Origin of the sequence: Shinella sp. M27 (assembly GCF_049199905.1) — a bacterium.
Lineage (GTDB): Bacteria > Pseudomonadota > Alphaproteobacteria > Rhizobiales > Rhizobiaceae > Shinella.
On the sequence record NZ_JBLZPK010000002.1, the window covers coordinates 6,378 to 27,576 of the forward strand.

The window sequence follows — 21,199 nt, forward strand, 5'->3', positions numbered from 1 at the left end:
TCTTTCCTATGCGGTGCGTCTAAGCTCCGTATTGATCGTGCAGTCGCACCCAGCTCATGATGCCGCCGGTTTCGTTGCGTCCCTTCGGCGTCAGGTCGAGCCAGTTGAAAGCTCCCATCAGGAGCTCGGTCCCGCGATGATAGGTCGAGTAGCTGTGGAAGATGGCGCCGTCCTCGTCCTTCACGAAGACGCTGAGACCGAACATGTCGGCGCTGCGCTTGATGGTCGTCAGGCCGTAGTTGTAGAGGGCCCGGTCGGCGTCCCGATCCTCCCGCGTGAAGGAGACGCCGAAATCATAGCTAAAATCGCCGTCGCCGGCCGAAACCCAGGGGAATGTCCAGCCCATTCGTTCTTTCACGGCCTCGATGCGCTCAACGGGCGCGCGGGACACCGCAGCAAAGGACAGATCGGCATGCTCGAAATGCTGTCGCGCCGCATCGGCGTGGTCCGCCGTATAGGAGCAGCCCGGGCAAATGTGATCGGACCCCGGCGACAGCATGAAATGATAGATGGCGAGCTGGCTGCGTTCGCCGAACAGCGCATCGAGCGTGACCTGCCCGTCCGGCCCCTGGAAAACGTAGTCCTTCTCGATCCGCACCCAGGGCAGCCTGCGGCGCTCGGCGCGCAGCTCGTCGAGGGCGTGGGTCATGGCGCGTTCCTTGTCGAACAGCGCCTTGCGCGCGTTCAGCCATTCGGCGCGGGAAACAATCTCGTGTTGCATCGTCTTTCTCCTTGGTTGGTCGGTCAGCGACGCCGGGCGAATTTGAGCCAGGGCGCCAGGTGGAAGAGAGCCATCAGCAGGTACATCGTCGTCATGCTGCCGAGCGGCGAGGGATCGGGGCCGGAACCGCAGATCGAGGCCTGGGACCCGTCAAACAGCGAGACCATCGCCATGAAGGTGAAGGTCCGCGCTGCCGCCAGGCCGAGCCAGTGGAAACCGTCGCTTGTGGTGTTTGCCGTCGTGGTCATCGTCCTGCTCCGAATGATCGATCCAGGGACACGCTAGCGGCGCCCGCGCGGCGGGTGAGAGTTACAAGTGTGACGGGATTGGGTTGGGGTGCCCGGGGGAGCAGCCAAGGGCTGACAATCGATACAATTGTTCGATTGCGAACGCCCTTGCGCTCTCATATCTCTGCGTCACTGATTTCGTGACCGGGAGGACACCCGTGGCCCTGACGCAAAACCTCATCCGCCGCCTGGAAAACCGCGACCTGTTTGCGGCGATCGCCGATCCGACATGGCTCGGCCTGCCCGCGGGCGGCGCGACCTTCGAGGTGTTCAATCCCGCGACCGGTGAGCTGCTCGCGGAAATCCCCGACATGGGCATCGCGGAGACACGGGCCGCCATCGAGCGCGCCACCGAGGCGCAGACGGAATGGGCGGCCCGCACGGCGCGCGAACGGTCCGACACGCTCTGGCGCTGGCACCAGCTGATCGTGCGCCACACCGACGATCTCGCCGCCATCCTGACCGCCGAGATGGGCAAACCGCTCGCCGAGGCGAAATCGGAGGTGTCGCACGCCGCCGCCTATCTGCAATGGTATGCCGAGGAGGCGAACCGCATCTATGGCGAGACCATTCCCGCGCCCTCGCGCGACCGGCGCATGATCGTCATCAAGCAGCCGATCGGCGTGGTCGGCGCCATCACGCCGTGGAATTTCCCGGCCTCGATGGTCGCGCGCAAGATTTCGCCGGCCCTTGCCGCCGGCTGCACGGTGGTGCTGAAGCCGGCGGAACAGACACCGCTGGTGGCGGGCGCCATGTTCGCGCTGGCGGAAAAGGCCGGTTTTCCGCCCGGCGTGGTCAACCTGATCTATGCCTCGGAGGGCGATGCCGTCGGCCGGGAACTCTGCACCCATCCCCAGGTGCGCAAGATCAGCTTCACCGGCTCGACAGAAGTCGGCCGCCTGCTGATGCGGCAATGTTCGGACCAGGTGAAGAAGCTCAGTCTCGAACTGGGCGGCAACGCTCCCTTCATCGTCTTCGACGATGCCGATGTCGACGCGGCCGTCGAAGGCGCCATCCAGGCGAAATTCCGCAATGCCGGCCAGACTTGCGTTTCGGCGAACCGCCTCTACGTCCAGGCCGGCGTGCATGACGAATTCGCCGAAAAGTTCACCGCCCGCGTCCGGACGCTCTCCGTCGGCGACGGGTTTGATCCCGATGTCGCGATCGGCCCGCTGATCGATACGCGCGCGCTCGCCAAGATCGAGGCGCATGTCGCCGATGCGGTCGAACGCGGCGGCAGCGTGCAGTGCGGCGGAAAGCGGATCGAGGGTGCCGGCACGTTCTTTGCGCCGACCGTGCTGACCGGCATCGTACGCGACATGCGCATCGCGCAGGAAGAGACATTCGGGCCGCTCGCGCCCATCATCCGCTTCACGGATGCCGACCAGGTGGTGCGCGAGGCAAACGACACGATCTACGGTCTTGCCGCCTATTTCTACGCCTCGAATCTCAGCCGCGTCTGGCGGGTCGCCGAGGCGCTGGAATATGGCATGGTCGGCATCAATACCGGCCGCATGTCCTCGGAAGCCGCGCCCTTCGGCGGCGTCAAGCAATCCGGCATGGGCCGCGAGGGCTCCCGCCATGGGCTGGAGGATTATCTGGAGATGAAATATCTCTGCATGGGCGGCATCTGACGGTTACAGGCTGGTGGTGATGCCGCCGTCGACATAGAGCGTGTGGCCGTTCACGAAGGACGAGGCGTCGCTCGACAGGAACACGGCCGCACCGATCAATTCCTCGACATTGCCCCAGCGGCCGGCCGGCGTGCGCTTTTCCAGCCAGGCGGAAAAATCGGGATCGTCGACCAGCGCCTGGTTGAGCGGTGTGCGGAAATATCCCGGCGCGATCGCGTTGATCTGTAACCCGTGTTTCGCCCAGTCGGCGCACATGCCGCGGGTCAGGTTCTTCACCGCGCCCTTGGTCGCGGTATAGGGCGCGATGCCCGGCCGTGCCAGCTCGCTCTGGACGGAGGCGACATTGACGATCTTGCCGCGGCCCCGCGCGATCATGCGGCGGGCGACCGGCTGGCTGACGAAGAAGACGCTTGAAATGTTGGTCGTCAAAAGCTGTTCCCAGCGCTCGACGGGAAAGTCCTCGAGCGGCGTGCGAAACTGCATGCCTGCGTTGTTGATCAGGATGTCGATCGGCCCGATCTCGTTTTCGATCCGCTCGATTTCCGGCGCGATCACCGCGGGATCGGTAACGTCGAATGTCGCGGCATGGGCCGGGTAATCCTTGTCGCGAAGGGTGGCCGCAGCCGCCTGCACCGCCGATGCATTCCGGCCGTTGAGCACGACGGTCGCCCCCTGCTGCGCCAGACCTTCGGCAAGGGCAAAGCCGATGCCCTGGCTCGAACCGGTGACGAGGGCGACCCGCCCGGCGAGGGAAAACAAGGTGTTGCTGCTCATGGCCTACTCCGGAAACGTGCTGAGAAAACGATCCTCAGAAGATCCACCGTGGTAACCGATCTCTGGCGGGAAGGCGAGGATCGGAAGCGTGGAGCATACGATCGGGCAGCACCGCCCCGCCGAAGCGAGGCGGCCATCGTCGTGCGTCAGTGCAGACCGAAGAGGTTCAGCAACTCCTCGCGATAGCGCACGAAATCCGGCGAACTGCGGTCGCGCGGTCGCGGCAGGTCGACGTCGATCAGCCGCGGCGCAGCGTTCTTCTCGCGCGGCAGGATGAGGATGCGGTCGGCCAGATAGACGGCTTCCTCCAGATCATGGGTGACGAGGATGGTCGTCACGTCCTCATCGCGCCAGATGCGGGTCAGCTCCTGCTGCATGCCGATCTTCGTCATGGCGTCGAGGGCCCCGAGCGGTTCGTCGAGCAGCAGGATTTCCGGCTGCACCGCCAGCGCGCGGGCAATGCCGACGCGCTGTGCCATGCCGCCGGAGAGCTGGCGGGGATAGGCGGTCTCGAAGGCCTGGAGCCCGACCAGTTGGACATAACGGCGCGCGCGGTTGCGCGCCTCCGCACGACCTACACCGCTCGTATCGAGCCCGAAGGCCACGTTTTCAAGCACGGTCAGCCAGGGCAGAAGCCGCGGCTCCTGAAAGATGACGGCACGCTCGGTGCCCACGCCCCGGATCGCTTTGCCGTCGATCAGCACATCGCCGCCGTCGGCCGTGTCGAGCCCGGCGAGAATGCGCAGCAGCGTCGTCTTGCCGGAGCCGCTGGCCCCAACGATGGCGAGGCTTTCGCCGGAGCGGATATCGAGGTTGATATCGCTGAGAACGGGCAAGGGCTTGCCGTTCAGGGCGAAGGATTTCGAGAGGTGACGGATCGTCACCTCTCCCCGTACGGTCTGGGACGAAAGGCTCATGGATCCACCTCAGTTCGTCGCGGCTTCAGGCGTGAAGAGCACGTCCTTGGCGGCGAGCTGGCCTTCCTTCAACTTGCCCTCGCGCACCAGCACGTCGATCCAGAACTGCACGTCGCGCTCGACCGGCAGGCCACCGGCCCGTACACCGTAACCGCGGAAATATTGAGCGATATCAGGATTCTCGCCGCGCTCCTGCAAGGCCTTCGCGAAGATCTTGCGGGTTTCCTCCGGATGCTCGCGGGCATAATCGAGCGCGCGGGCGGACTGTTCCACGAAAATCCTGGCCGCTTGCGGATGCGCCTTCACGAAATCGCGCCGCAGCACCACGAAGCCACCGGCGATCTCGCCTAGCACGTCCGTATCACCGAATATGGCGCGCAACCCGCCATTCTTCTTCGCCGCACCCTCGAAGGTCGTTTGCCAGTAGCCGAAGGCGGAGATGTCCACCTGGCCGGAGCGAAGCACCTGTTCGAGCTGCGGGCCGGGCACGACGACCTGGTTGGCGGCGTCCGTCGGCAGGCCTTCCTTATGCAAGGCCTCGCGGATCGTATAATCGAGATGAGCGCCCAGCGTGTTCACCGCGATGCTCTTGCCCGCGATGTCCTTGATCTCCTTGATGGGGCTGTCCTCCAGCACATAGAAGATCGACTGGACCTCCGCATTGATGCCGTTCGAGGGATAGGCGGCGACGAAGTCGTTGCCGCTGACGATGGAGTTGAGCACGGCGGCCGTCGCGGCGCTGCCGATCTCGGCATCGCCGGAGGCTAGCGCGATCAGCGAGGCGGGCCCGCCGCCAGCATAGCCGATATTTTCCAGCTTGATGCCGGTTCCCTCGAAATAGCCGAGTTCGGCGGCGAGTTCATGGGCGGAAAGACCGCCCTGGCTGGCGAGATAGCGGAGCGTCACGTCTTCCGCCGAGGCTGCGCCGGCAAAACCGAGGAAAAGCGCTGCGGAGAGAAGGAACTTGCGGGAATGGAAGGTCATTTCGGTGTCCTTTCGGAAAGGGGAATGGTTTCAGACGGCTGGCTGCGACCAGCGGCAGAGCTTGCGCTGGAGAAGCACGAGCGCGGCATTGGCAAGCAGGCCGAGCAAGGCGAGCAGAAGGATCGCCGCAAACATCAGCGGGATCTGGAAATTGTACTGGGCGTTCATCACCTGAAAGCCGATGCCCTTGTTGGCGCCGATCATCTCGGCCGCGATGAGCAGCAGCAGCGCCGTGGTGGCGGAGAGGCGCAGGCCCACGAAGATCGCCGGAACCGAGGCCGGCAGCACGACGCGGCGGAAGATGGTGAAGCGGCCCGCGCCATAGGTGCGCGCCATTTCGATGAGCTTGGTATCTACCTCCTTCACGCCGCCGATCGTCGACAGCAGGATCGGAAACAGCGTTGCCCAGAAGATCACGAAGACTTTCGAGGTCTCGCCGAGCCCAAGCAGCAGGATGAAGACCGGATAAAGCGCCAGCGCGGATGTCTGGCGGAAGAACTGGAGCAGCGGGTCGAGCGCCTGTTCGACGACGCGTGCCTGCCCCATGACAAGCCCAAGCGGAACGCCGATGGCAACAGCGGCGAAGAAGGCGATGCCGGCGCGCTGGAGGCTGATGGCGATGTCATCGAGCAGCGCGCCGCTCGCGAGGCTTCCCCAGAGAGCGGAGACGATGACGTCGAGCGGCGGAAAGACGGAAGGGTTGACCCAGCCCCGCGTGCTCGAAATCTGCCAGAGCGCCAGGAACGCCAGCACAAGTCCATATCGGGCGAAGACCGGCGAGAGGAGAGCGTTGAGCCTGGAAACGAACCCGAAGGCTGGACGCGGCCGGTTCGTCAGGCGGAAATCCGCGCCCAGCGTGGAGTTGAGGTTTTCGTATGACATGTCTCGCTCCTCACTCCGCAGCCTGGACGGCGGCATACGCGCCGGCCCAGCGGTTTATGGGGAACGGCAGACCGAGGTTTTCGCGCAGCGTCGTGCCCTCGTAGGCCGTGCGGAACAGGCCGCGCCGCTGAAGCTCGGGGATGACGAGGTCGACGAAATCGTCGAGTGCGGTCGGCAGCCACGGCGGCAGGATGTTGAAGCCGTCGGCGGCCTCGTTCTCGAACCATTCCTGTAGCGTATCCACGATGGTTTCCGGCGTGCCGACAATGGTGAAGTGGCCCCGCGCCGTGGCGATCCACTGGTAGAGTTCGCGGATCGAGAAATTGTTCTCGTCGGCGATCTGGCGGATCAGCGCCTGGCGGCTCTTCATGCCCTCGGTCGGCGGCGCGGGCGGCAACGGGCCGTCGATGTCGTAGCCGCGCAGGTCGAGCGTGCCGCCGGTCAGACCGTTGAGCAGGCCCACGCCGTCCTCTTCGAGGATCAGCGATGTCAGGCGCTCGTATTTCTCGCGGGCTTCCTCCAGCGTGCGGCCGACGAAGGGTGCGACGCCGGGCATGACAAGCACGTGATCCGGGTTGCGGCCAAAGCCGCGGGCGCGGGCCTTGATGTCGCGGTAGAATTCCTGCGCCGTATCGAGATGCTGGTGGGCGGTGAAGATCACCTCGGCCGTGGCGGCGGCAAGCCCGCGCCCGTCCTCCGATTGCCCGGCCTGCACGATGACCGGATGGCCCTGCGGCGAGCGAGGAACGTTGAGCGGCCCGCGCACCTGGAAATGTTCGCCGCGATGCTCGATTTCGTGCAGCTTTGCCGGGTCGTAGAATACGCCGCTTTCCCTGTCGCGGATGAAGGCATCGTCCTCAAAGCTGTCCCAGAGCTTCTTGACCACCTCGACATGCTCGGCGGCTCGGCGATAGCGCGCGGCATGCGGCAGCTGGGTCTCTCGATTGAAGTTCTGTGCGGTCGGGTCGCCCGTCGTCGTGACGACGTTCCAGCCGGCGCGGCCACCCGAAATCAGGTCGAGCGATGCGAACTTGCGGGCCGTGTTGAAGGGCTCCTCATAGGTCGTCGATGCGGTGGCGATGAACCCGAGATTGGTTGTGAAGGAGGCGAGCGCGGAAAACAGCGTCACCGGTTCGAAGCCGGCGATACGGGCGTTGCCGCCCTCCCGCGCCCCGCCGAAGCCAATGGCAAGATTGTCGGCGAGAAAATAGGCGTCGAAAAGGCCGCGCTCGGCCGTCTGGGCGAGCTGCTTGTGGAATTCGAAGCTCGTCGCGCCATCCACCGGCTGGTCGGGATGCCGCCAGGCGGCGACGTGCTGTCCACCACCGGGAAGGAAGGCGCCAAGTCTGATCTTGCGTGTCATATCATGTCCTTTCAAGGAGGCCGGTCGCGGCCACAGGTTCACGATCCCGCCCTTGGCGGGTTGCAGCATTTCAAGATATCGGAGGGACTTTGCGCTTAGCGCGAGACCGCGTGGTAGCGGCCGTCCTGGTAGAGCAGCGAATGACCGGCACCGAGGCGGATCGACAGAACCTTGCCGATGACGATCACATGGCTGTGCCGCTCGATGGCCTCTTCAACCGTACAATCGATTGCGGCAACGGCATCGATGAGCAATGGGGCGCCACTTACGGCCGTCGTCCATTCTCCACCGCGATACCGATCAGGACCGCGCAGGCCGCCCCGGCCGGCGAACTGGTTGGCCAGACTCTCGTGTTCCGCGCCGACGATGTTGATACCGAAATGGCCGTAGCGTTCGACGACGGGCCAGGTGGAGGATGTGCGGTTGAGCGAGACCAGCATGCGTGCAGGCTCGACCGAAAGCGCGGTGGCCGATGTGACGGTGGCGCCGGTGCGGGCCTCCCCCTCGCCCGCCGTGATGATGCTGACGCCGCCGCCGAGCGTCCGCAAGGCCGCCTTCAGGCTGTCGGCATCGGCCGGATGGTCGAGCAACGTCGTGTTGTGGGTATTGAAATGCGTGTTTTCGGCATGAGCATTCATCGTTCCCGCTCCACTGCAATCGTCTGATGCTCATAGGGATAACAAACGAAAACGAGGGGCAGCAGGCACGACTTTTCTAAATTGACTGTTTTTATAGAAAATATGCATTTCCCTCTAAGCGAAACCCGACACTTCGCCGCCGCCTTACGCACCGACGTGTCAGTCCATGCCCAGCTGTCGCCGTATTCGGCTGCTTGATGGCGCCTTTCGACAGAAAGGACACGCCTTGTTTGCCATTCGCCACACCGCTGCCCTCGCAGCCACCGTTCTCGCTCTCGTCGCCGCCGGCTGCCAGAAGGAGAAGGAGCCCGAAGCCGCGGCTATCGTAGAATCCGGCGTCTGCAAGCGCGAAGCGGCCGACGCCCTCGTCGGCAAGGACAAGATTTCCGATGCCGAGGCGATGAAGCTGACGGGTGCGACGATCGTGCGTCAGATCAAGCCGGGCGACGGCGTGACGATGGACCTGCGGCAGGAACGCGTGACCATCGAGACCGACCCGGCGACCGGAAAGATCACCCGCGCCATGTGTGGCTGACCGAAACACCGTTTCGACGGTTTCGAAGGGGGGATCCAGACGGGATCCCCCCCTTTTTCATGCGCGTCTGTTCGCATTCTGCATTTTGCGCCGTCGAGCCCACCGGTGGGTACCGTCCTCATCGACGGAAAGCTCCTGGCGGAAGGCGGCGCCGGCTAGTCAGAGAAGCAGACCGGCCGTTACTGTTCGACGAGATTCTTCTGCGTGAACAACTGAACGAGATCGACCGCCTCATGGGGCTTGGCATCCAGCTGAAGGTGGCTTTCGATGTGCTTCAGGTGGAGCGTCATCATCCAGGCCGCCTTTTCGGCGTCTCGCGCATGGAAAGCGTGAACGATGGACGCGTGGTCATCGTCGCGACAGCTGTTCAGGCCCGGCGCGCCGAAGAGACCGATGATGAGGGAGGTGCGCGTCACGAGTTCCTTCATCGTGCGGATCAGGATCGCATTGCCAGCGATCTGCGCAAGCATGGTGTGGAACTGGCCGGAGAGACGGATCGCGTCGTGCCGGTGCCGCTCCTTGTGCGCCACATATTCCATTTCCAGCAGGCGGTTCAGTTCCGCGATATCGCCCTCGCTGGCGCGCTGGACGGCAAGGCGCGTGATGTTCGGCTCCAGCGCAAGGCGCGCTTCGAAGACCTCGCGCGCCTGATCGGGCGTCGGCGAGGCGACGAAGGCGCCGCGATTGGCATGAAGCTCGACAACTTCGCGGCTGGCCAGCAGCAGAAGCGAGCGGCGGATGCGCATGCGCCCGACGCCGAAAGCCTCGCACAAAGCTGATTCCGAGAGCTTCGTTCCCGGCGGCAATCTCTGCTCGACCACGGCTTCGAAGATACGCTCGACGATATCGCTTTCGTCGATCTCCTCCGCCTCGATCAGATTTTCCCGCCCCAAATCAACCACCGCATCACCTCGATATGCGCACTCTGCTGCACCCGGCTTCTAAATAGGGCCGATTTCATCAACCAACAAGCCACGATTTCGTCGATCAAACTTCCTCGCGTTGTGCACGACCACTTGACAGGATTGTTAACAATGCATTGAATGCTTTTGCCAAGGCCTGATGTGGCCGCCCTCGCGGCCCACCAGCCATTAGAAAATAAATCAATGGCCCAGAGGAAGAACAACATGCACAAGCGTACATTCCTGAAGTTTTCCGCCCTCGCCGCAGCGACGTTCCTGTCTCTGCCGCTGATGGCGCATGCCGAGAACGCCAAGCTGAAGATCGGCTTCGTCGGCGTCACCTCCGGCCCGGCCGCCGCCTGGGGTATTTCCAACCAGCGCTCGATGGAAGCCCGCGCCGCCTGGCTCAACGAACTCGGCGGCGTGAAGATCGGCGACAAGACCTACGACATCGAGATCGTGCCCTTCGACGACCAGAAGGACCCGAAGCGCGCGATCGCCGGCATGGAAAAGATGGCACAGGACGGCGTGCACTATGTCGTCGGCCCGAATGTCGATGACGGCGCGGCAGCAGTGCGCCCGGTCGCCGAGCACAACGGCATCATGTATTTCCCCTACGCCTTCCCGAAAGAGCTTTTCACCGCACCGGCCTCCAACGCGATCCTCGGCATGGTGGCAAACTACCAGTCTGGTCCGGCCATCTATAAGTATCTCAAGGAAAACAAGGGCGTGAAGAAGGTGGCCTTCGTCGCCGCGAACGAATCCGACCCGCTCAGCCAGCGTGAATCCGGCATTGCCGCCGCCGAGGCGCTGGGGCTTGAAGTGGTGTCCGGCAACGTGACCTACCAGGTGGATACGACCGACTTCACGCCGGTCCTGCTGCCGGTCATCCAGGCGTCGCCCGACCTGCTCGTTCTCTCGGGTGTTTCCCCGGCCAACGCGCCGCAGCTCATCCGTTCGGCCCGCGAGCTTGGCTATACCGGCTTCATTTCCACGGAAACGGGACAGGATGCGACCGTTCTGCAGGAAGGTGCAGGCGAACTTGCCGAAGGCTTTATCTCGGTCGGCGGCGCGTCCACGCCGGAACTCGCCAGCGACACGATGAAGGAATTCGTCGATCGCTATACGAAGATGTTCGGCGAGTACAACGACGAGTCCAATACCAAGGTCTACGCGCTCGAATACATCATCGAGACGCTGAAGGCGAACCCGGCGGCCATCGACAATGTCGAGGAATACAAGAAGACCATGGACACGTTCGAAGCGCCGAACCCGTTCATGAAGGGCGATGCCAAGCTGAAATATGTCGGCATGACCTCCTTCGGCCAGAAGCGGCAGGTTTCCGTCCCGCTCGTCGTGAACGAATACAAGGGCGGCAAGTTCGAGACGATGTTCGTCGGCCAGGTCGACTGATCGGAGCCTAGGCACTGATGAGACAGGGGATCCGGACGGCGCCGCGTCGTTCGGCCGGGTCCCCTTTGCCTGAACGTCCTTCCATTGGAGGCTCACGATGGAACAGATAATCGCCAACGGTCTCTATCTCGGGGCGCAATATGCGTTGATCGCCCTCGGACTGACCCTGATCTTCTCGCTGATGAACGTGCTGAACTTCGCCCACGGGCAGATGTACGTTTTCGGCGGCTTCGTCACCTATACGGTCGTCGTCCAGCTCGGCCTGCCCTTCGTCGTCGGCCTGTTCGCTTCGGCGATTGTGCTTGCGATCATGGGGGCGGCCATCGAAAAATTCCTCTTTGCGCCGGTCGTGCGCCGCTCCAAGCGCGATGAATCGACCATGCTGCTTGCAGCCGGCGTCGCCTTCTTCCTTGATGCCGTCATCCTGCTCTTCTTCGGCGAAAAGCAGCGCGGCGTGCCGAAGATCGTCAACGGCGTGCTCAACCTCGATATGCGCATCATCATGCCGTACGACCGCATTCTGATCGGCGTGCTCGCCATCCTGCTGATCGTGGTCTTCATCGGCTTCATGAACTACTCCAAGACCGGCCGCGCCATGCGGGCGCTCGCCCAGGACAAGATGGCGGCACAGCTGATGGGCGTGAACGTCGCCCGTTACTCGATGATCGGCTTTGCGCTCGGCGCGATGCTGGCCGGCCTCGTCGGCGGCCTTCTCGTCACCATCACCGGCGTCAATCTCGGCATGGGCGGCCCGACCTCGGTCAAGGCCTTCCTGATGATCATGATCGGTGGTGCGGGCGTCATTTCGGGCGCGATCGCCGGCGGTTTCATCCTCGGCATGATGGAGAGCGTCGGCCTGACCGTGCTCTCGGCCTATGGCGACATCACCTATCTCGTCATCTTCGCCACGTTGATGGTTTTCCTCGCCGTCCGCCCGCAGGGGCTGATGGGCAAGCCGTGGGGTTAAGGTCATGAACACGAAAAGACTTCTCGGCTTCGCAGCCTTCCTTCTCACCGTCTTCGTTCTCGTTCCGCTGTTCATCAACGCGACCGGACGCTGGGACTTCTACTACACGCTGACCTCGGTCGCTCTGCTCTCCGTCGGTGCGGCTGGTGTCTGGCTCACCTTCTATATCGGCCGCATCAATATCGGTCAGGGCGCTTATGCGCTGGTCGGCGGCTACGTTTCGACGATCCTCGTCACGAAGGCCGGCATCTCGTTCTGGTGGACATTACCGCTGGCCGGCCTCTTTTGCGCCTTCATCTCCGTGCTGATCGGCCTGCCGATCCTTAGGCTGCGCGGCGTCTATTTCGCCATGGTCACGCTGGTTTTGACGGAAGTCGCCCGCCTGGCCGCCCTCGCCCTGCCGATCACCAACGGCGCCAAGGGCATCACCTCGATCCCGCAGCCGGGCGCGCTCTCGCTCTTCGGCCTAACCATCATCCCGGACTTCGCAACGCTCTCCAATCCGCGCGTCGGCTTCTATGTCATGGCCGTGGTGCTGATGATCCTCACCTATCTCGTGCTCTGGCGCATCGTGAATTCGCGGCTCGGCCATCTCTGCCGCAGCCTCCAGCAGAATGAGGAACTGTCGGCCTCGATCGGCGTCAACACCGCCTATCTCCGACTGCTCGCCTATGCGATCTCCTCGTTCTTCGGCGGCATTGCAGGCGCCATGTTCGCCTCCATCGCCCAGTCGATCTACCCGTCGTCCTTCGTGGTCGCCGACAGCGTGAACTTCATGCTGTACTGTTTCCTCGGCGGCCTCGGTTACGTCTTCGGCCCGATGCTCGGCACGCTGCTCCTCTATTTCGGCTGGGATCTGCTGTCGATCGCCAAGGAATACCAGCTGCTCATCTATTCCGGCGTCATGATCCTGCTCATGCTGGTCCTGCCGAACGGTGTCCTCAGCCTTCTCGACAAGAAGGAGGGCCGGGCATGACCCCGATCCTGCAGATCAAGAACATCACCAAGCGCTATGGCGGCCTGACGGCGGTGAACGACGTCACCTTCGACGTCAACAAGGGGGAAATCCTCTCGGTGATCGGCCCCAACGGTGCGGGCAAATCGACACTGTTCAAGCTGATCTCCTCCTTCGTGCCGGCGACATCGGGCGAAGTGCTGTTCAACGGCACGCGCATTTCGAGCCTCGCGCCGCATAAGGTCGCGCAGATGGGCGTGGTGCGCACCTTCCAGGAAACGACGATCTTCCGCTCCATGACGGTGCGCGAAAACATTATCGTCTCCCATCACCTGCGCTCGAAGGCGAGCCTCTTCGGCTTCTTCATCGGCACCAGGCAGGCAAAGGAGGATGAGGCGGCGTTTGCCAAGTCGGCCGACGACATCGTCGATTTCCTCGGCCTGCAGGCGATCCGCAACGAGCTCGCCTCCAACCTGCCGCAGGGGCATCTGCGCGCGCTCGGCATGGCCATCGGCCTTGCCACCGATCCGAAGGTCATCCTGCTCGATGAGCCCTTCGCCGGCATGAACCACGACGAGACGATGAAGATGGTCGGGCTTGTCCGCCGCCTTCGCGACGAGCGTGGCGTCACTGTTCTTCTCGTCGAGCACGACATGCCCGCCGTGATGAAGATCAGCGACCGCATCGTGTGCATAAACTTCGGCCAGAAGATCGCCGAGGGCACGCCCAAGGAAATCCGCGAGAACGAGAAGGTGATCGAAGCCTATCTCGGCTCCGAAGATGCGGCGATCGGGATGTAAGCCATGACCAAGATATTGAGCGTTGAGAATATCGAACTCTACTACGACCACATCTATGCACTGAAGGGCGTCTCGATCGATGTGGACGAAGGCGAAACCGTCGCGCTGATCGGCGCGAACGGGGCGGGCAAATCCTCGATCCTGCGTGCGATCACCGGGCTCCGGCCCGTCAAATCGGGCCAGATCTTCTACCAGGGGCAGAAGCTGAACGGCACGCCCGCCGCCGAGATCGTACGCCGCGGCATCTCTATGGTGCCGGAGGGACGCCGCGCCTTCCCGCTGATGTCGGTGAAAGACAATCTGCTGATGGGCGCCTTCACCCGCACCGATAAGGCGGAGATCGAGCAGACGCTGGAAAACGTGCTGACGCGTTTCCCACGCCTGCGCGAGCGTTATCACCAGCAGGCCAGCACCATGTCCGGCGGCGAGCAGCAGATGATGGTGATCGGCCGCGCGCTGATGGCCCGTCCGAAACTCCTGCTGCTGGACGAACCTTCGCTCGGCATCGCGCCGAAACTGGTGCAGGACATCGCCCGCGCCATTGTCGCCATCAGCCGCGACGAGAAGGTCTCCATCCTCCTCGTCGAGCAGAACAGCCGCATGGCGCTCTCCATCTCGAACCGTGCCTACGCCCTCTCCACCGGGTCGATCGCGCTCTCAGGCAACTCGAAAGAGCTGATGAACGACGACCGCATCAAGGCTGCTTACCTCGGAGGCGAGCTCTGACATGAAAATCCTCGTCATCAACCCCAACACGACCGCATCGATGACGGACCATATCGGGAAGGCGGCGCGCGCCGCCGCCTCTCCCGGCACCGACATCACCGCCGTCAATCCGGCGCACGGTCCCGTCTCCATCGAAGGCTATTTCGACGAGGCGATGAGCCTCGCCGGCCTGCTCGACACGATCCGTCGCAACCCCGATTGCGACGCCGTCGTCATCGCCTGTTTCGACGATACCGGCCTCGATGCCGCCCGCTGCCTCACCGACAAGCCGGTCATCGGCATCGGCGAAGCCGCCTATCACTTCGCCTCGATGATCGCCAATAAGTTTTCCGTCGTCACCACGCTTGCCCGTTCCGTGCCGGCACTGGAACACAACCTTGCCCGCTACGGCCTCGACGCCCGCTGCGCCCGCGTGCGCTCGTCGGAAGTCGCGGTGCTGGAGCTGGAACAACCCGGCTCGAATGCGCGGCAGAAGATCAGCGCGGAAATCGGCATCGCCGTTGCCGAAGATCGCGCCGAGGCCATCGTGCTGGGCTGCGCCGGTATGGCGAGCCTCGCGGCCGATCTTGCCGCCGAACACGGCCTGCCCGTCCTCGACGGCGTCTCCTGCGCGGTGAAGATGGCGGAGGCCATGGCCGGCCTCAACATGCGCACATCCCGTCTCGGCGGCTATGCCCCACCGCCGGCCAGCAAGCTGGAGCGTATATTCGGAGCATAGAACGCAGCTTCACGTCTCCGTGCTCTGGATGAAACATAGGCAGCAATTATATTATTGTTCATACGCTTGTTCGGCTTATTCACCATGGACATAGCCGGCCTGGGCATGCAATTTGCGGGCGTATTTTCGGGACGGGAGATTGCCGCATGGCGCCGAAAGCAGCCAATTCCAGCCGGGGGCGCTCGCCTGCTGTCCATCGTGCCCTGAAGCGCGCGATCCTCGATCAGGCGCTTCTTCCCGGAGCGAAGCTTCCGGAAGACCTGCTCGGCGAGCGCCTCGGGGTCAGCCGCACGCTCGTGCGCGAGGCCCTCGTGCGCCTCAGCGAAGAAGGCCTTGTGGACCTGACGCCCAACAAGGGCGCGACGGTCGCGCGACCGACGCTGGAGGAAGGGCTGGACCTCTTCCTCACACGCATGGCCCTCGAACGCCTCGTCGTGGAATCGCTTTCGGGCAAGCTGACAAAGGCGCAGATCGAAACGCTGACCGCGCATATCGCGGCGGAGGAGGCCGCCAAGCCGGAGCATGCGGTGTCGATCCGCCTTGCCGGCGAATTTCACACCATACTCGCCCAGATGACCGAAAATGCCAGCCTGATCCGCTATGTGAACGAAACCGTCGCCCGAAGCTCCCTCATCCTGGCGCTATACGGACGGCCGCACTCTTCGGATTGTGCCGTATCCGAACACCAGGAAATCCTTGAGCATCTCATCGCAGGCCAGACGGATGCCGCCTCCAAGCTGATGATGCACCATCTCGACGCGATCTCGGCCCGCGCGCTGCTGCCACGCGACAGCGACCGGGACATGAAGGACGTGCTCTCGGACTATGCCGTGGCAGAAGGCCTGCTCTGACCTGCATGGCCTGCTTGCGTCATCGCGCCGCCCAAAAAATCTGTAACAAACCGATCGAGCCGCTATGCTGCGGAGAGGATGATGGTGTTGGAGCCTTCAATGCCGGGTGAAAACGATACTCTCTTGCGAGAACGCATGACGATCCGTGGCGAGCTCGACGCGGACAGTTTTCTGCCGTGGATCCGTCGCCATGCCGCCAAGCTCGGCCTTTCCCAGGCCATCACCCATAGCGGTCCGGACCGCATCGAGGTGGACCTTGCCGGTGCGCCGGAGCTCATCGATATGATGGAGGTTGGCTGCCTGCTCGGCCCGATTAACGTATGGGTTGAAACCATCGATCGCAGGTCCGTCAGCAATGCCGGTGGATAGCTGGAAAAGCCACCATTCCTGTATTTGATCAAACTTGCCAATGCGGAACTGTTTGTGCAAACGTAGAGGGGATCTTTCGCCTTCTGCAAAATCAAGCGGTTGAAGTCACTTGGAAAATATCCTCATGCCTGCGGAGCCGACGGGCTCTTGGGTTCCGGTCGCCCTTTCTTCCGATCTGCCGGCGGGAACCGTCATGCCGGCCCGCATTCCCACCGGCGCGCTGGCCCTTTGGCGTAGCCAGTCCGGCCATGTCGCCGCCTCGGCGGATCGATGTCCGCACCGTGGGATGAGCCTCTCGCACGGCTTCGTGCGCGGCGAGACGCTCTCCTGCATCTATCACGGCTGGAGCTACGGACAGGCCGGGAACTGTCTTCGCATCCCCGCCCATCCGGGACTGACGCCGCCCGAAGCGATCCGCACCGTCACCCATCCGGTGAGGGAAGCCGATGGCGTGGTCTGGGTCGCCGTCGGCGAGCCCGCCGCCGCGCCGCCTGCCCTTGCCGGTCTGGTGCCCCTGCGCTCGCTCGCCGCCTTTGCCGGCATTGCCGCCATAGAGGCGGCTGCCGGCGCCAAGGCGACGGTTGAAGGGCTGCTGGAAGCGGAAGGCATACGCCTGCTGCTGTCGTCTGCGAAGGATGGCGAAACCCTCATTCATGTGCTGGTATCGGCCGACGCCGGCCCGGCCGCCCGCATCGCAGGGGCGCGCGCTGCCGAAAGCCTTCGCCGCAAGGCCGAGGACTTCCAGAAGAAGGGAGCCGCCCGATGACCGTAGGCCCCATGCTCGATGAATGGTACCCGGTGGGCATTTTCGGCCAGCTCGAAGAGGCCGGCCGCAAGACCATGCTGATGGACGAACCGATCATGGTCGCGCGCGATGGAAACGGCGACGCCAGGGTGACCGACAGCACCGGCCGCAGCCTGCCGGTGCGCGTGCGCTACGGCCATGTCTGGACCTCGCTTGGCGATCCGCAAAAAGAACTCTTTGCGATACCTGAGGCCGACCAGCCGGGCCGCCGTTTCGTCGATGTCGGCGTGGTGCGCGTGCGCTGCTCGCCGCTGCGCGCGGTCGAGAATTTCCTCGACATCGCCCATTTTCCCTTCGTGCACACCGATATTCTCGGCGCCGAGCCGCATACGGAAGTGCAGGCCTACAAGGTCGAAATCCGCGAGGATGTCGATGAGGTCTGGGCCACGCAGGTGCAGTTTTACCAGCCGCAGGCCGCCAAATCGGCGAGCGGCGGCATCACCACGCAATATATGTATCGCGTGGCCGGACCGACCTCCACCGTGCTTTACAAGACCTGCCCGCCGCGGCCGAGCGAATGGGACGTCATCACGCTCTTCGTGCAGCCGCTCGCCGAAGATCTCTGCGACGTCTGGCCGTGGATGGCGCTGTTCGACGACGACACGCCGATGACCGATCTCATCCATTTCCAGCAGACGATCTTCCTGCAGGACCGCTCGATCCTGGAAAACCAGGTGCCGCGTCTCCTGCCGCTCGATCCCGGCATGGAAATGCCGACGCGCGCGGACCTGACCTCCGTCGCCTACCGGCGCTGGCTCAAGCGTCACAACTTTACCTATGGCGCGCAGCTGGTGGCGCAATGATGAAGCTATACGACTACATTCTCTCGCCGAGCTGCTACAAGGTGCGCCTGATGGCGGCGTTGTGCGGCGTCAAACTCGACCTGCGCGCCGTGGATTTCCACCCCGGCCTCGAACATCGCGGCCCGGAACTGCTGGCGCTCAACCCCGCCGGCTCCATCCCCATCCTCGAAGACGGCGACGTGCTCCTGACCGAGTCCTCCGCGATGCTCGTCTATCTCGCGGCGAAAGCGGCACCGGATTGGCTCGCCGGCAGTGATGCACAAGAGGCCGCTCGCGTGCAGCAATGGCTGTCCTTCTCCGGTCGGCTGACGGCCAGCCTCGGCGGCGCGCGGCTGCGTGAAATGCTGCTTCGGCCCGGCGATATCGGCGCCCTTCAGGCATCGGGTATCGCCGCCCTTCGCGAACTGGAACTCGGCCTCGTCGAGCAGGCGGAACGCGGACAGAACTTCCTGGCAGCGAACCGGCCGACCGTCGCCGACATCGCCTGTTTCCCCTACGTGGCGCTGGCGCCCGATGGCGGCGTGCCGCTCGATCCCTATCCGGCGATCCGCCTGTGGTCGCGCCGGCTCCGCTCGCTTCCCGGCTTCATCGAAATGCCTGGCATCCACCGGCTGCATGAACTGAAGCCCGAGCCGCAGCTCGAAACGGGCGAGGCGTGACATGAGCGGCCATCTTCTGAAGAACTGCGCCGCCGTCATCGTCAATGACGGCAATGGCCCCACGGTCCGGCGCAATGTCGACCTCCTCACCGAAGGCCCCGCCATCAAGGCAATCGGCGAAAACCTGCCAGCCGGCCCCGGCGTTCAGGTGCAGGACGCCACCGGCTGGTTCGTCTATCCCGGCCTCGTCAACACGCATCACCATTTCTTCCAGTGCTTCGTGCGCAACCGCGCCGATCTCGACTGGACGAAGCTCTCTGTCATCGAGTGGCTGGACCGCATCTATCCGGTCTTCTCCCAGCTCAACGAGGAATGCTTCTACCATTCCTCCGTCACGGCCATGGCCGAGCTGATCAAGCATGGCTGCACTACCGCCTTCGACCATCAGTACAATTTCCCCCGCCATGCCGGAAAGCGCCTGATCGACCGGCAGTTCGAGGCCGCTGATCTCTTGGGCATGCGCTTCCACGCCGGCCGCGGCGGCAACACGCTGCCGAAGTCAGAGGGGTCGACCATCCCGGACGCCATGCTGGAGACGACGGACGAGTTCATCGCCGATTGTATCAGGCTGATCGATACCTATCACGACGCAAAGCCCTTCAGCATGCGCCAGATCGTCGTCGCCCCCTGCCAGCCGGTCAATTGTTATCGCGAGACCTTCGTGGAATCCGTAGCGCTCGCGCGCGATCGCGGCGTCTTCCTGCACACCCATGTCGGCGAAGGCGAAAGCCCTGTCATCGCGGCACGGCACGGCAAGCGCACCGTCGACTACCTGGAAGAATTGGGCTTTGCCGGCCCCGACGCCTTCTACGCCCATTGCTGGGAACTGACGCATGACGAGCTGAAGACCATGGCGGCGAGCGGCACCGGCGTCTCGCATTGCCCGGAGCCGGTCTATCTCGTCGGTGCAGAAGTCACCGACATCCCAGCCATGGCCGCCTTCGGCCTGCGCGTAGGCCTCGGCTGCGACGGTGCTGCCTCCAACGACAATTCCAACCTGATGCACTGCCTGCATTCGGCCTACATGCTGCAATGCCTCGTCGCCTCGACGCGCAAGCACCCCGTGCCCGACCCCGCCGATTTCCTCGGCTATGGCACGACGGGCGGCGCGAGCCTGCTCGGACGGCCGGATATCGGCCGGCTCGCGCCCGGCATGGCCGCAGATCTCTTCGCCATAGACACACGCCGCATGGATTATGTCGGCACGCGGCATGATCCCATCAGCCTGATCCCGCGCGTCGGCATCGGCATGGCGACGGATATGACGATGATCAACGGCCGCATCGTCTGGCAGGACGGCGCGTTTCCCGGTCTCGACGAGGCAAAGCTTGCCGCCGATGCGGAAGCGGCACTCGCCACCGTAGAATTCTAAAAAGAACCAACAGAGGGAATAAGCATGACCAACCTGACCCGCAGAAACCTGATGAAGGCGGCTGCCGCCACCGGCCTTGCCGGCGCACTCGGCAGCCGCCTCGCCTTTGCCGGCGACGAGCCGCTCGGCATCACGCTCGTCGTGCCCTCGCCGATCGGCGACGTGGGCTGGGGCCACGCACTTTCCGCAGCGCTCGAGCCGGTGAAGGCCAAGTACGGCGAGAAGGTGAAGGTCACGGTGCTGGAAAACATCATGGAAGGCCCCGATGCCGACCGTATCATGACCAAGACCGTCGCCGATGGGAACAAGTTCCTGATCGCCGGCTCCTTCGGCTATCAGAACGGCGCCCTCCAGATCGCCCGCCGCGATCCCACCGTCACCGTGCTGCATGCCTCCGGCTTCCAGGTCGCGCCGAACTTCTCGCCCTTCGCGGCAAAATATTTCCAGAGCACCTATCTGCTCGGCATGGCCGCAGCAGCGCTTTCCAAGACCGGCAAGCTCGGCTCGGTCTCGGCCTTCGCGATCCCGGAACTGATCACCTCGATCAACGCCTTCGCGCTTGGCGCCCAGGCCGTCAATCCGGATATCGAAGTCTCCGTCGTCTGGGTCAATTCCTGGTTCGACCCGGCCAAGGAGCAGGAAGCGGCCAAGGCCCTGATCGCCCAGAAGTGCGACGTGATCTTCTCCAACGCGCAGGACACGCCCTCCGTCGTCGCGGCCTGCGAGGATGCCGGCGTCTATTCCTTCAATCTCAATTCCTCGATGAAGAAATATGCCGAGAAGACCTATCTCGGCTGCGTTGCCACCGACTGGTCACCCTTCTTCCTCGCCTCGGTCGAAGCGCATCTCGCCGGCACCTTCAAGGGCGCCAATGCCTTCCTCGGCGTCGCCGACAAGGTCGTGAAGGTGACGGACTGGAACCCCGCTATTCCGGCCGACATGATGACGAAGATCAAGGATGTCGAAGCCAAGATCGCCGACGGCAGCTTCTCGCCCTTCACCGGCCCTATCGCCAAGGCTGACGGCAGCGAAGGCGTTGCGGCCGGCGCAACGATGACGGATGCCGAGATCGTCGCCATGGACTGGCACGTCAAGGGCGTCACCACCCCGCTGCCGAAGTAAGT

The 21,199-nt window shown here is 63.6% G+C and carries 24 protein-coding genes; 15 read left to right on the plus strand and 9 right to left on the minus strand.

The window, feature by feature from the left end; translation table 11 throughout:
• Positions 1 to 19: 19 nt before the first annotated feature.
• Together ACOZK4_RS00240 and ACOZK4_RS00245 are read right to left on the minus strand one after the other, a co-directional pair.
• Positions 20 to 721, minus strand: a complete 702-nt coding sequence (locus ACOZK4_RS00240; protein ID WP_421589835.1) for a DUF899 domain-containing protein — start codon at positions 719 to 721, stop codon at positions 20 to 22.
• 23 nt (positions 722 to 744) lie between these two features.
• Positions 745 to 969, minus strand: a complete 225-nt coding sequence (locus tag ACOZK4_RS00245; protein WP_421589836.1) for a hypothetical protein — start codon at positions 967 to 969, stop codon at positions 745 to 747.
• A gap of 197 nt (positions 970 to 1,166) precedes the next feature.
• Between ACOZK4_RS00245 and ACOZK4_RS00250 the strand changes: the two genes are divergently transcribed.
• The gene (locus ACOZK4_RS00250) at positions 1,167 to 2,642 is read left to right on the plus strand and encodes an NAD-dependent succinate-semialdehyde dehydrogenase (protein WP_421589837.1); all 1,476 of its coding nucleotides are present in this window, start codon (positions 1,167 to 1,169) and stop codon (positions 2,640 to 2,642) included.
• 3 nt (positions 2,643 to 2,645) lie between these two features.
• On the opposite strand, the gene ACOZK4_RS00255 is transcribed toward ACOZK4_RS00250, so the two are convergent.
• From ACOZK4_RS00255 to ACOZK4_RS00280, 6 genes are all read right to left on the minus strand, one after another.
• Positions 2,646 to 3,416 (minus strand): SDR family oxidoreductase, encoded by a 771-nt coding sequence (locus ACOZK4_RS00255; protein WP_421589838.1) that lies wholly within the window; start codon positions 3,414 to 3,416, stop codon positions 2,646 to 2,648.
• 146 nt (positions 3,417 to 3,562) lie between these two features.
• Complete coding sequence (locus ACOZK4_RS00260) at positions 3,563 to 4,333, minus strand: ABC transporter ATP-binding protein (protein ID WP_421589839.1); 771 nt, start codon at positions 4,331 to 4,333, stop codon at positions 3,563 to 3,565.
• A 9-nt stretch (positions 4,334 to 4,342) separates the two neighbouring features.
• Positions 4,343 to 5,317, minus strand: coding sequence for an ABC transporter substrate-binding protein (locus ACOZK4_RS00265; RefSeq protein WP_421589840.1), 975 nt, complete (start codon positions 5,315 to 5,317; stop codon positions 4,343 to 4,345).
• 30 nt (positions 5,318 to 5,347) lie between these two features.
• Positions 5,348 to 6,199 (minus strand): ABC transporter permease, encoded by an 852-nt coding sequence (locus ACOZK4_RS00270; protein ID WP_421589841.1) that lies wholly within the window; start codon positions 6,197 to 6,199, stop codon positions 5,348 to 5,350.
• 10 nt (positions 6,200 to 6,209) lie between these two features.
• Entirely contained in the window at positions 6,210 to 7,562 is a 1,353-nt protein-coding gene (locus tag ACOZK4_RS00275; RefSeq protein WP_421589842.1) for an LLM class flavin-dependent oxidoreductase, read from the minus strand.
• A gap of 95 nt (positions 7,563 to 7,657) precedes the next feature.
• Positions 7,658 to 8,200 (minus strand): flavin reductase family protein, encoded by a 543-nt coding sequence (locus ACOZK4_RS00280; RefSeq protein WP_421589843.1) that lies wholly within the window; start codon positions 8,198 to 8,200, stop codon positions 7,658 to 7,660.
• Positions 8,201 to 8,426: 226 nt separating this feature from the next.
• Here ACOZK4_RS00280 and ACOZK4_RS00285 point away from each other — a divergent pair, with 226 nt between their 5' ends.
• Positions 8,427 to 8,735: an I78 family peptidase inhibitor gene (locus ACOZK4_RS00285; protein ID WP_421589844.1), complete on the plus strand. Its 309-nt coding sequence runs from the start codon at positions 8,427 to 8,429 to the stop codon at positions 8,733 to 8,735.
• A gap of 179 nt (positions 8,736 to 8,914) precedes the next feature.
• Here the strand turns inward: ACOZK4_RS00285 and ACOZK4_RS00290 are convergent, their stop codons facing one another.
• The gene (locus tag ACOZK4_RS00290) at positions 8,915 to 9,637 is read right to left on the minus strand and encodes a GntR family transcriptional regulator (protein ID WP_421589845.1); all 723 of its coding nucleotides are present in this window, start codon (positions 9,635 to 9,637) and stop codon (positions 8,915 to 8,917) included.
• 225 nt (positions 9,638 to 9,862) lie between these two features.
• Here ACOZK4_RS00290 and ACOZK4_RS00295 point away from each other — a divergent pair, with 225 nt between their 5' ends.
• The 13 genes from ACOZK4_RS00295 (at position 9,863) to ACOZK4_RS00355 (ending at position 21,197) form a co-directional block, all read left to right on the plus strand.
• Positions 9,863 to 11,050 carry an ABC transporter substrate-binding protein gene (locus ACOZK4_RS00295; protein WP_421589846.1) on the plus strand — a complete coding sequence of 396 codons (1,188 nt, stop codon included), beginning with the start codon at positions 9,863 to 9,865 and terminating at the stop codon, positions 11,048 to 11,050.
• A gap of 97 nt (positions 11,051 to 11,147) precedes the next feature.
• Positions 11,148 to 12,017, plus strand: a complete 870-nt coding sequence (locus ACOZK4_RS00300) for a branched-chain amino acid ABC transporter permease (RefSeq protein WP_313530408.1) — start codon at positions 11,148 to 11,150, stop codon at positions 12,015 to 12,017.
• A gap of 4 nt (positions 12,018 to 12,021) precedes the next feature.
• Positions 12,022 to 12,993: a branched-chain amino acid ABC transporter permease gene (locus ACOZK4_RS00305; protein WP_421589847.1), complete on the plus strand. Its 972-nt coding sequence runs from the start codon at positions 12,022 to 12,024 to the stop codon at positions 12,991 to 12,993.
• Positions 12,990 to 13,772, plus strand: a complete 783-nt coding sequence (locus ACOZK4_RS00310) for an ABC transporter ATP-binding protein (RefSeq protein WP_421589848.1) — start codon at positions 12,990 to 12,992, stop codon at positions 13,770 to 13,772. The genes ACOZK4_RS00305 and ACOZK4_RS00310 overlap by 4 nt, the downstream gene beginning before the upstream one ends.
• 3 nt (positions 13,773 to 13,775) lie before the next feature.
• Positions 13,776 to 14,498: an ABC transporter ATP-binding protein gene (locus ACOZK4_RS00315; RefSeq protein ID WP_421589849.1), complete on the plus strand. Its 723-nt coding sequence runs from the start codon at positions 13,776 to 13,778 to the stop codon at positions 14,496 to 14,498.
• A gap of 1 nt (position 14,499) precedes the next feature.
• The gene (locus ACOZK4_RS00320) at positions 14,500 to 15,216 is read left to right on the plus strand and encodes an aspartate/glutamate racemase family protein (RefSeq protein ID WP_313530399.1); all 717 of its coding nucleotides are present in this window, start codon (positions 14,500 to 14,502) and stop codon (positions 15,214 to 15,216) included.
• Between the two features lie 146 nt (positions 15,217 to 15,362).
• Complete coding sequence (locus tag ACOZK4_RS00325; protein WP_421589850.1) at positions 15,363 to 16,067, plus strand: GntR family transcriptional regulator; 705 nt, start codon at positions 15,363 to 15,365, stop codon at positions 16,065 to 16,067.
• Positions 16,068 to 16,166: 99 nt separating this feature from the next.
• Positions 16,167 to 16,436 carry an acylphosphatase gene (locus ACOZK4_RS00330; RefSeq protein ID WP_313530394.1) on the plus strand — a complete coding sequence of 90 codons (270 nt, stop codon included), beginning with the start codon at positions 16,167 to 16,169 and terminating at the stop codon, positions 16,434 to 16,436.
• Between the two features lie 124 nt (positions 16,437 to 16,560).
• Entirely contained in the window at positions 16,561 to 17,202 is a 642-nt protein-coding gene (locus ACOZK4_RS00335; protein ID WP_421589851.1) for a Rieske 2Fe-2S domain-containing protein, read from the plus strand.
• Positions 17,199 to 18,044 carry an aromatic ring-hydroxylating dioxygenase subunit alpha gene (locus tag ACOZK4_RS00340; RefSeq protein WP_421589852.1) on the plus strand — a complete coding sequence of 282 codons (846 nt, stop codon included), beginning with the start codon at positions 17,199 to 17,201 and terminating at the stop codon, positions 18,042 to 18,044. The genes ACOZK4_RS00335 and ACOZK4_RS00340 overlap by 4 nt, the downstream gene beginning before the upstream one ends.
• Entirely contained in the window at positions 18,044 to 18,703 is a 660-nt protein-coding gene (locus ACOZK4_RS00345) for a glutathione S-transferase family protein (RefSeq protein ID WP_421589862.1), read from the plus strand. Before ACOZK4_RS00340 ends, ACOZK4_RS00345 begins: the two co-directional genes overlap by 1 nt.
• A 1-nt stretch (position 18,704) precedes the next feature.
• Positions 18,705 to 20,075 carry an amidohydrolase gene (locus ACOZK4_RS00350; protein ID WP_421589853.1) on the plus strand — a complete coding sequence of 457 codons (1,371 nt, stop codon included), beginning with the start codon at positions 18,705 to 18,707 and terminating at the stop codon, positions 20,073 to 20,075.
• Between the two features lie 24 nt (positions 20,076 to 20,099).
• Positions 20,100 to 21,197 carry a BMP family ABC transporter substrate-binding protein gene (locus tag ACOZK4_RS00355; protein ID WP_421589854.1) on the plus strand — a complete coding sequence of 366 codons (1,098 nt, stop codon included), beginning with the start codon at positions 20,100 to 20,102 and terminating at the stop codon, positions 21,195 to 21,197.
• The last annotated feature ends 2 nt before the right edge of the window (positions 21,198 to 21,199 follow it).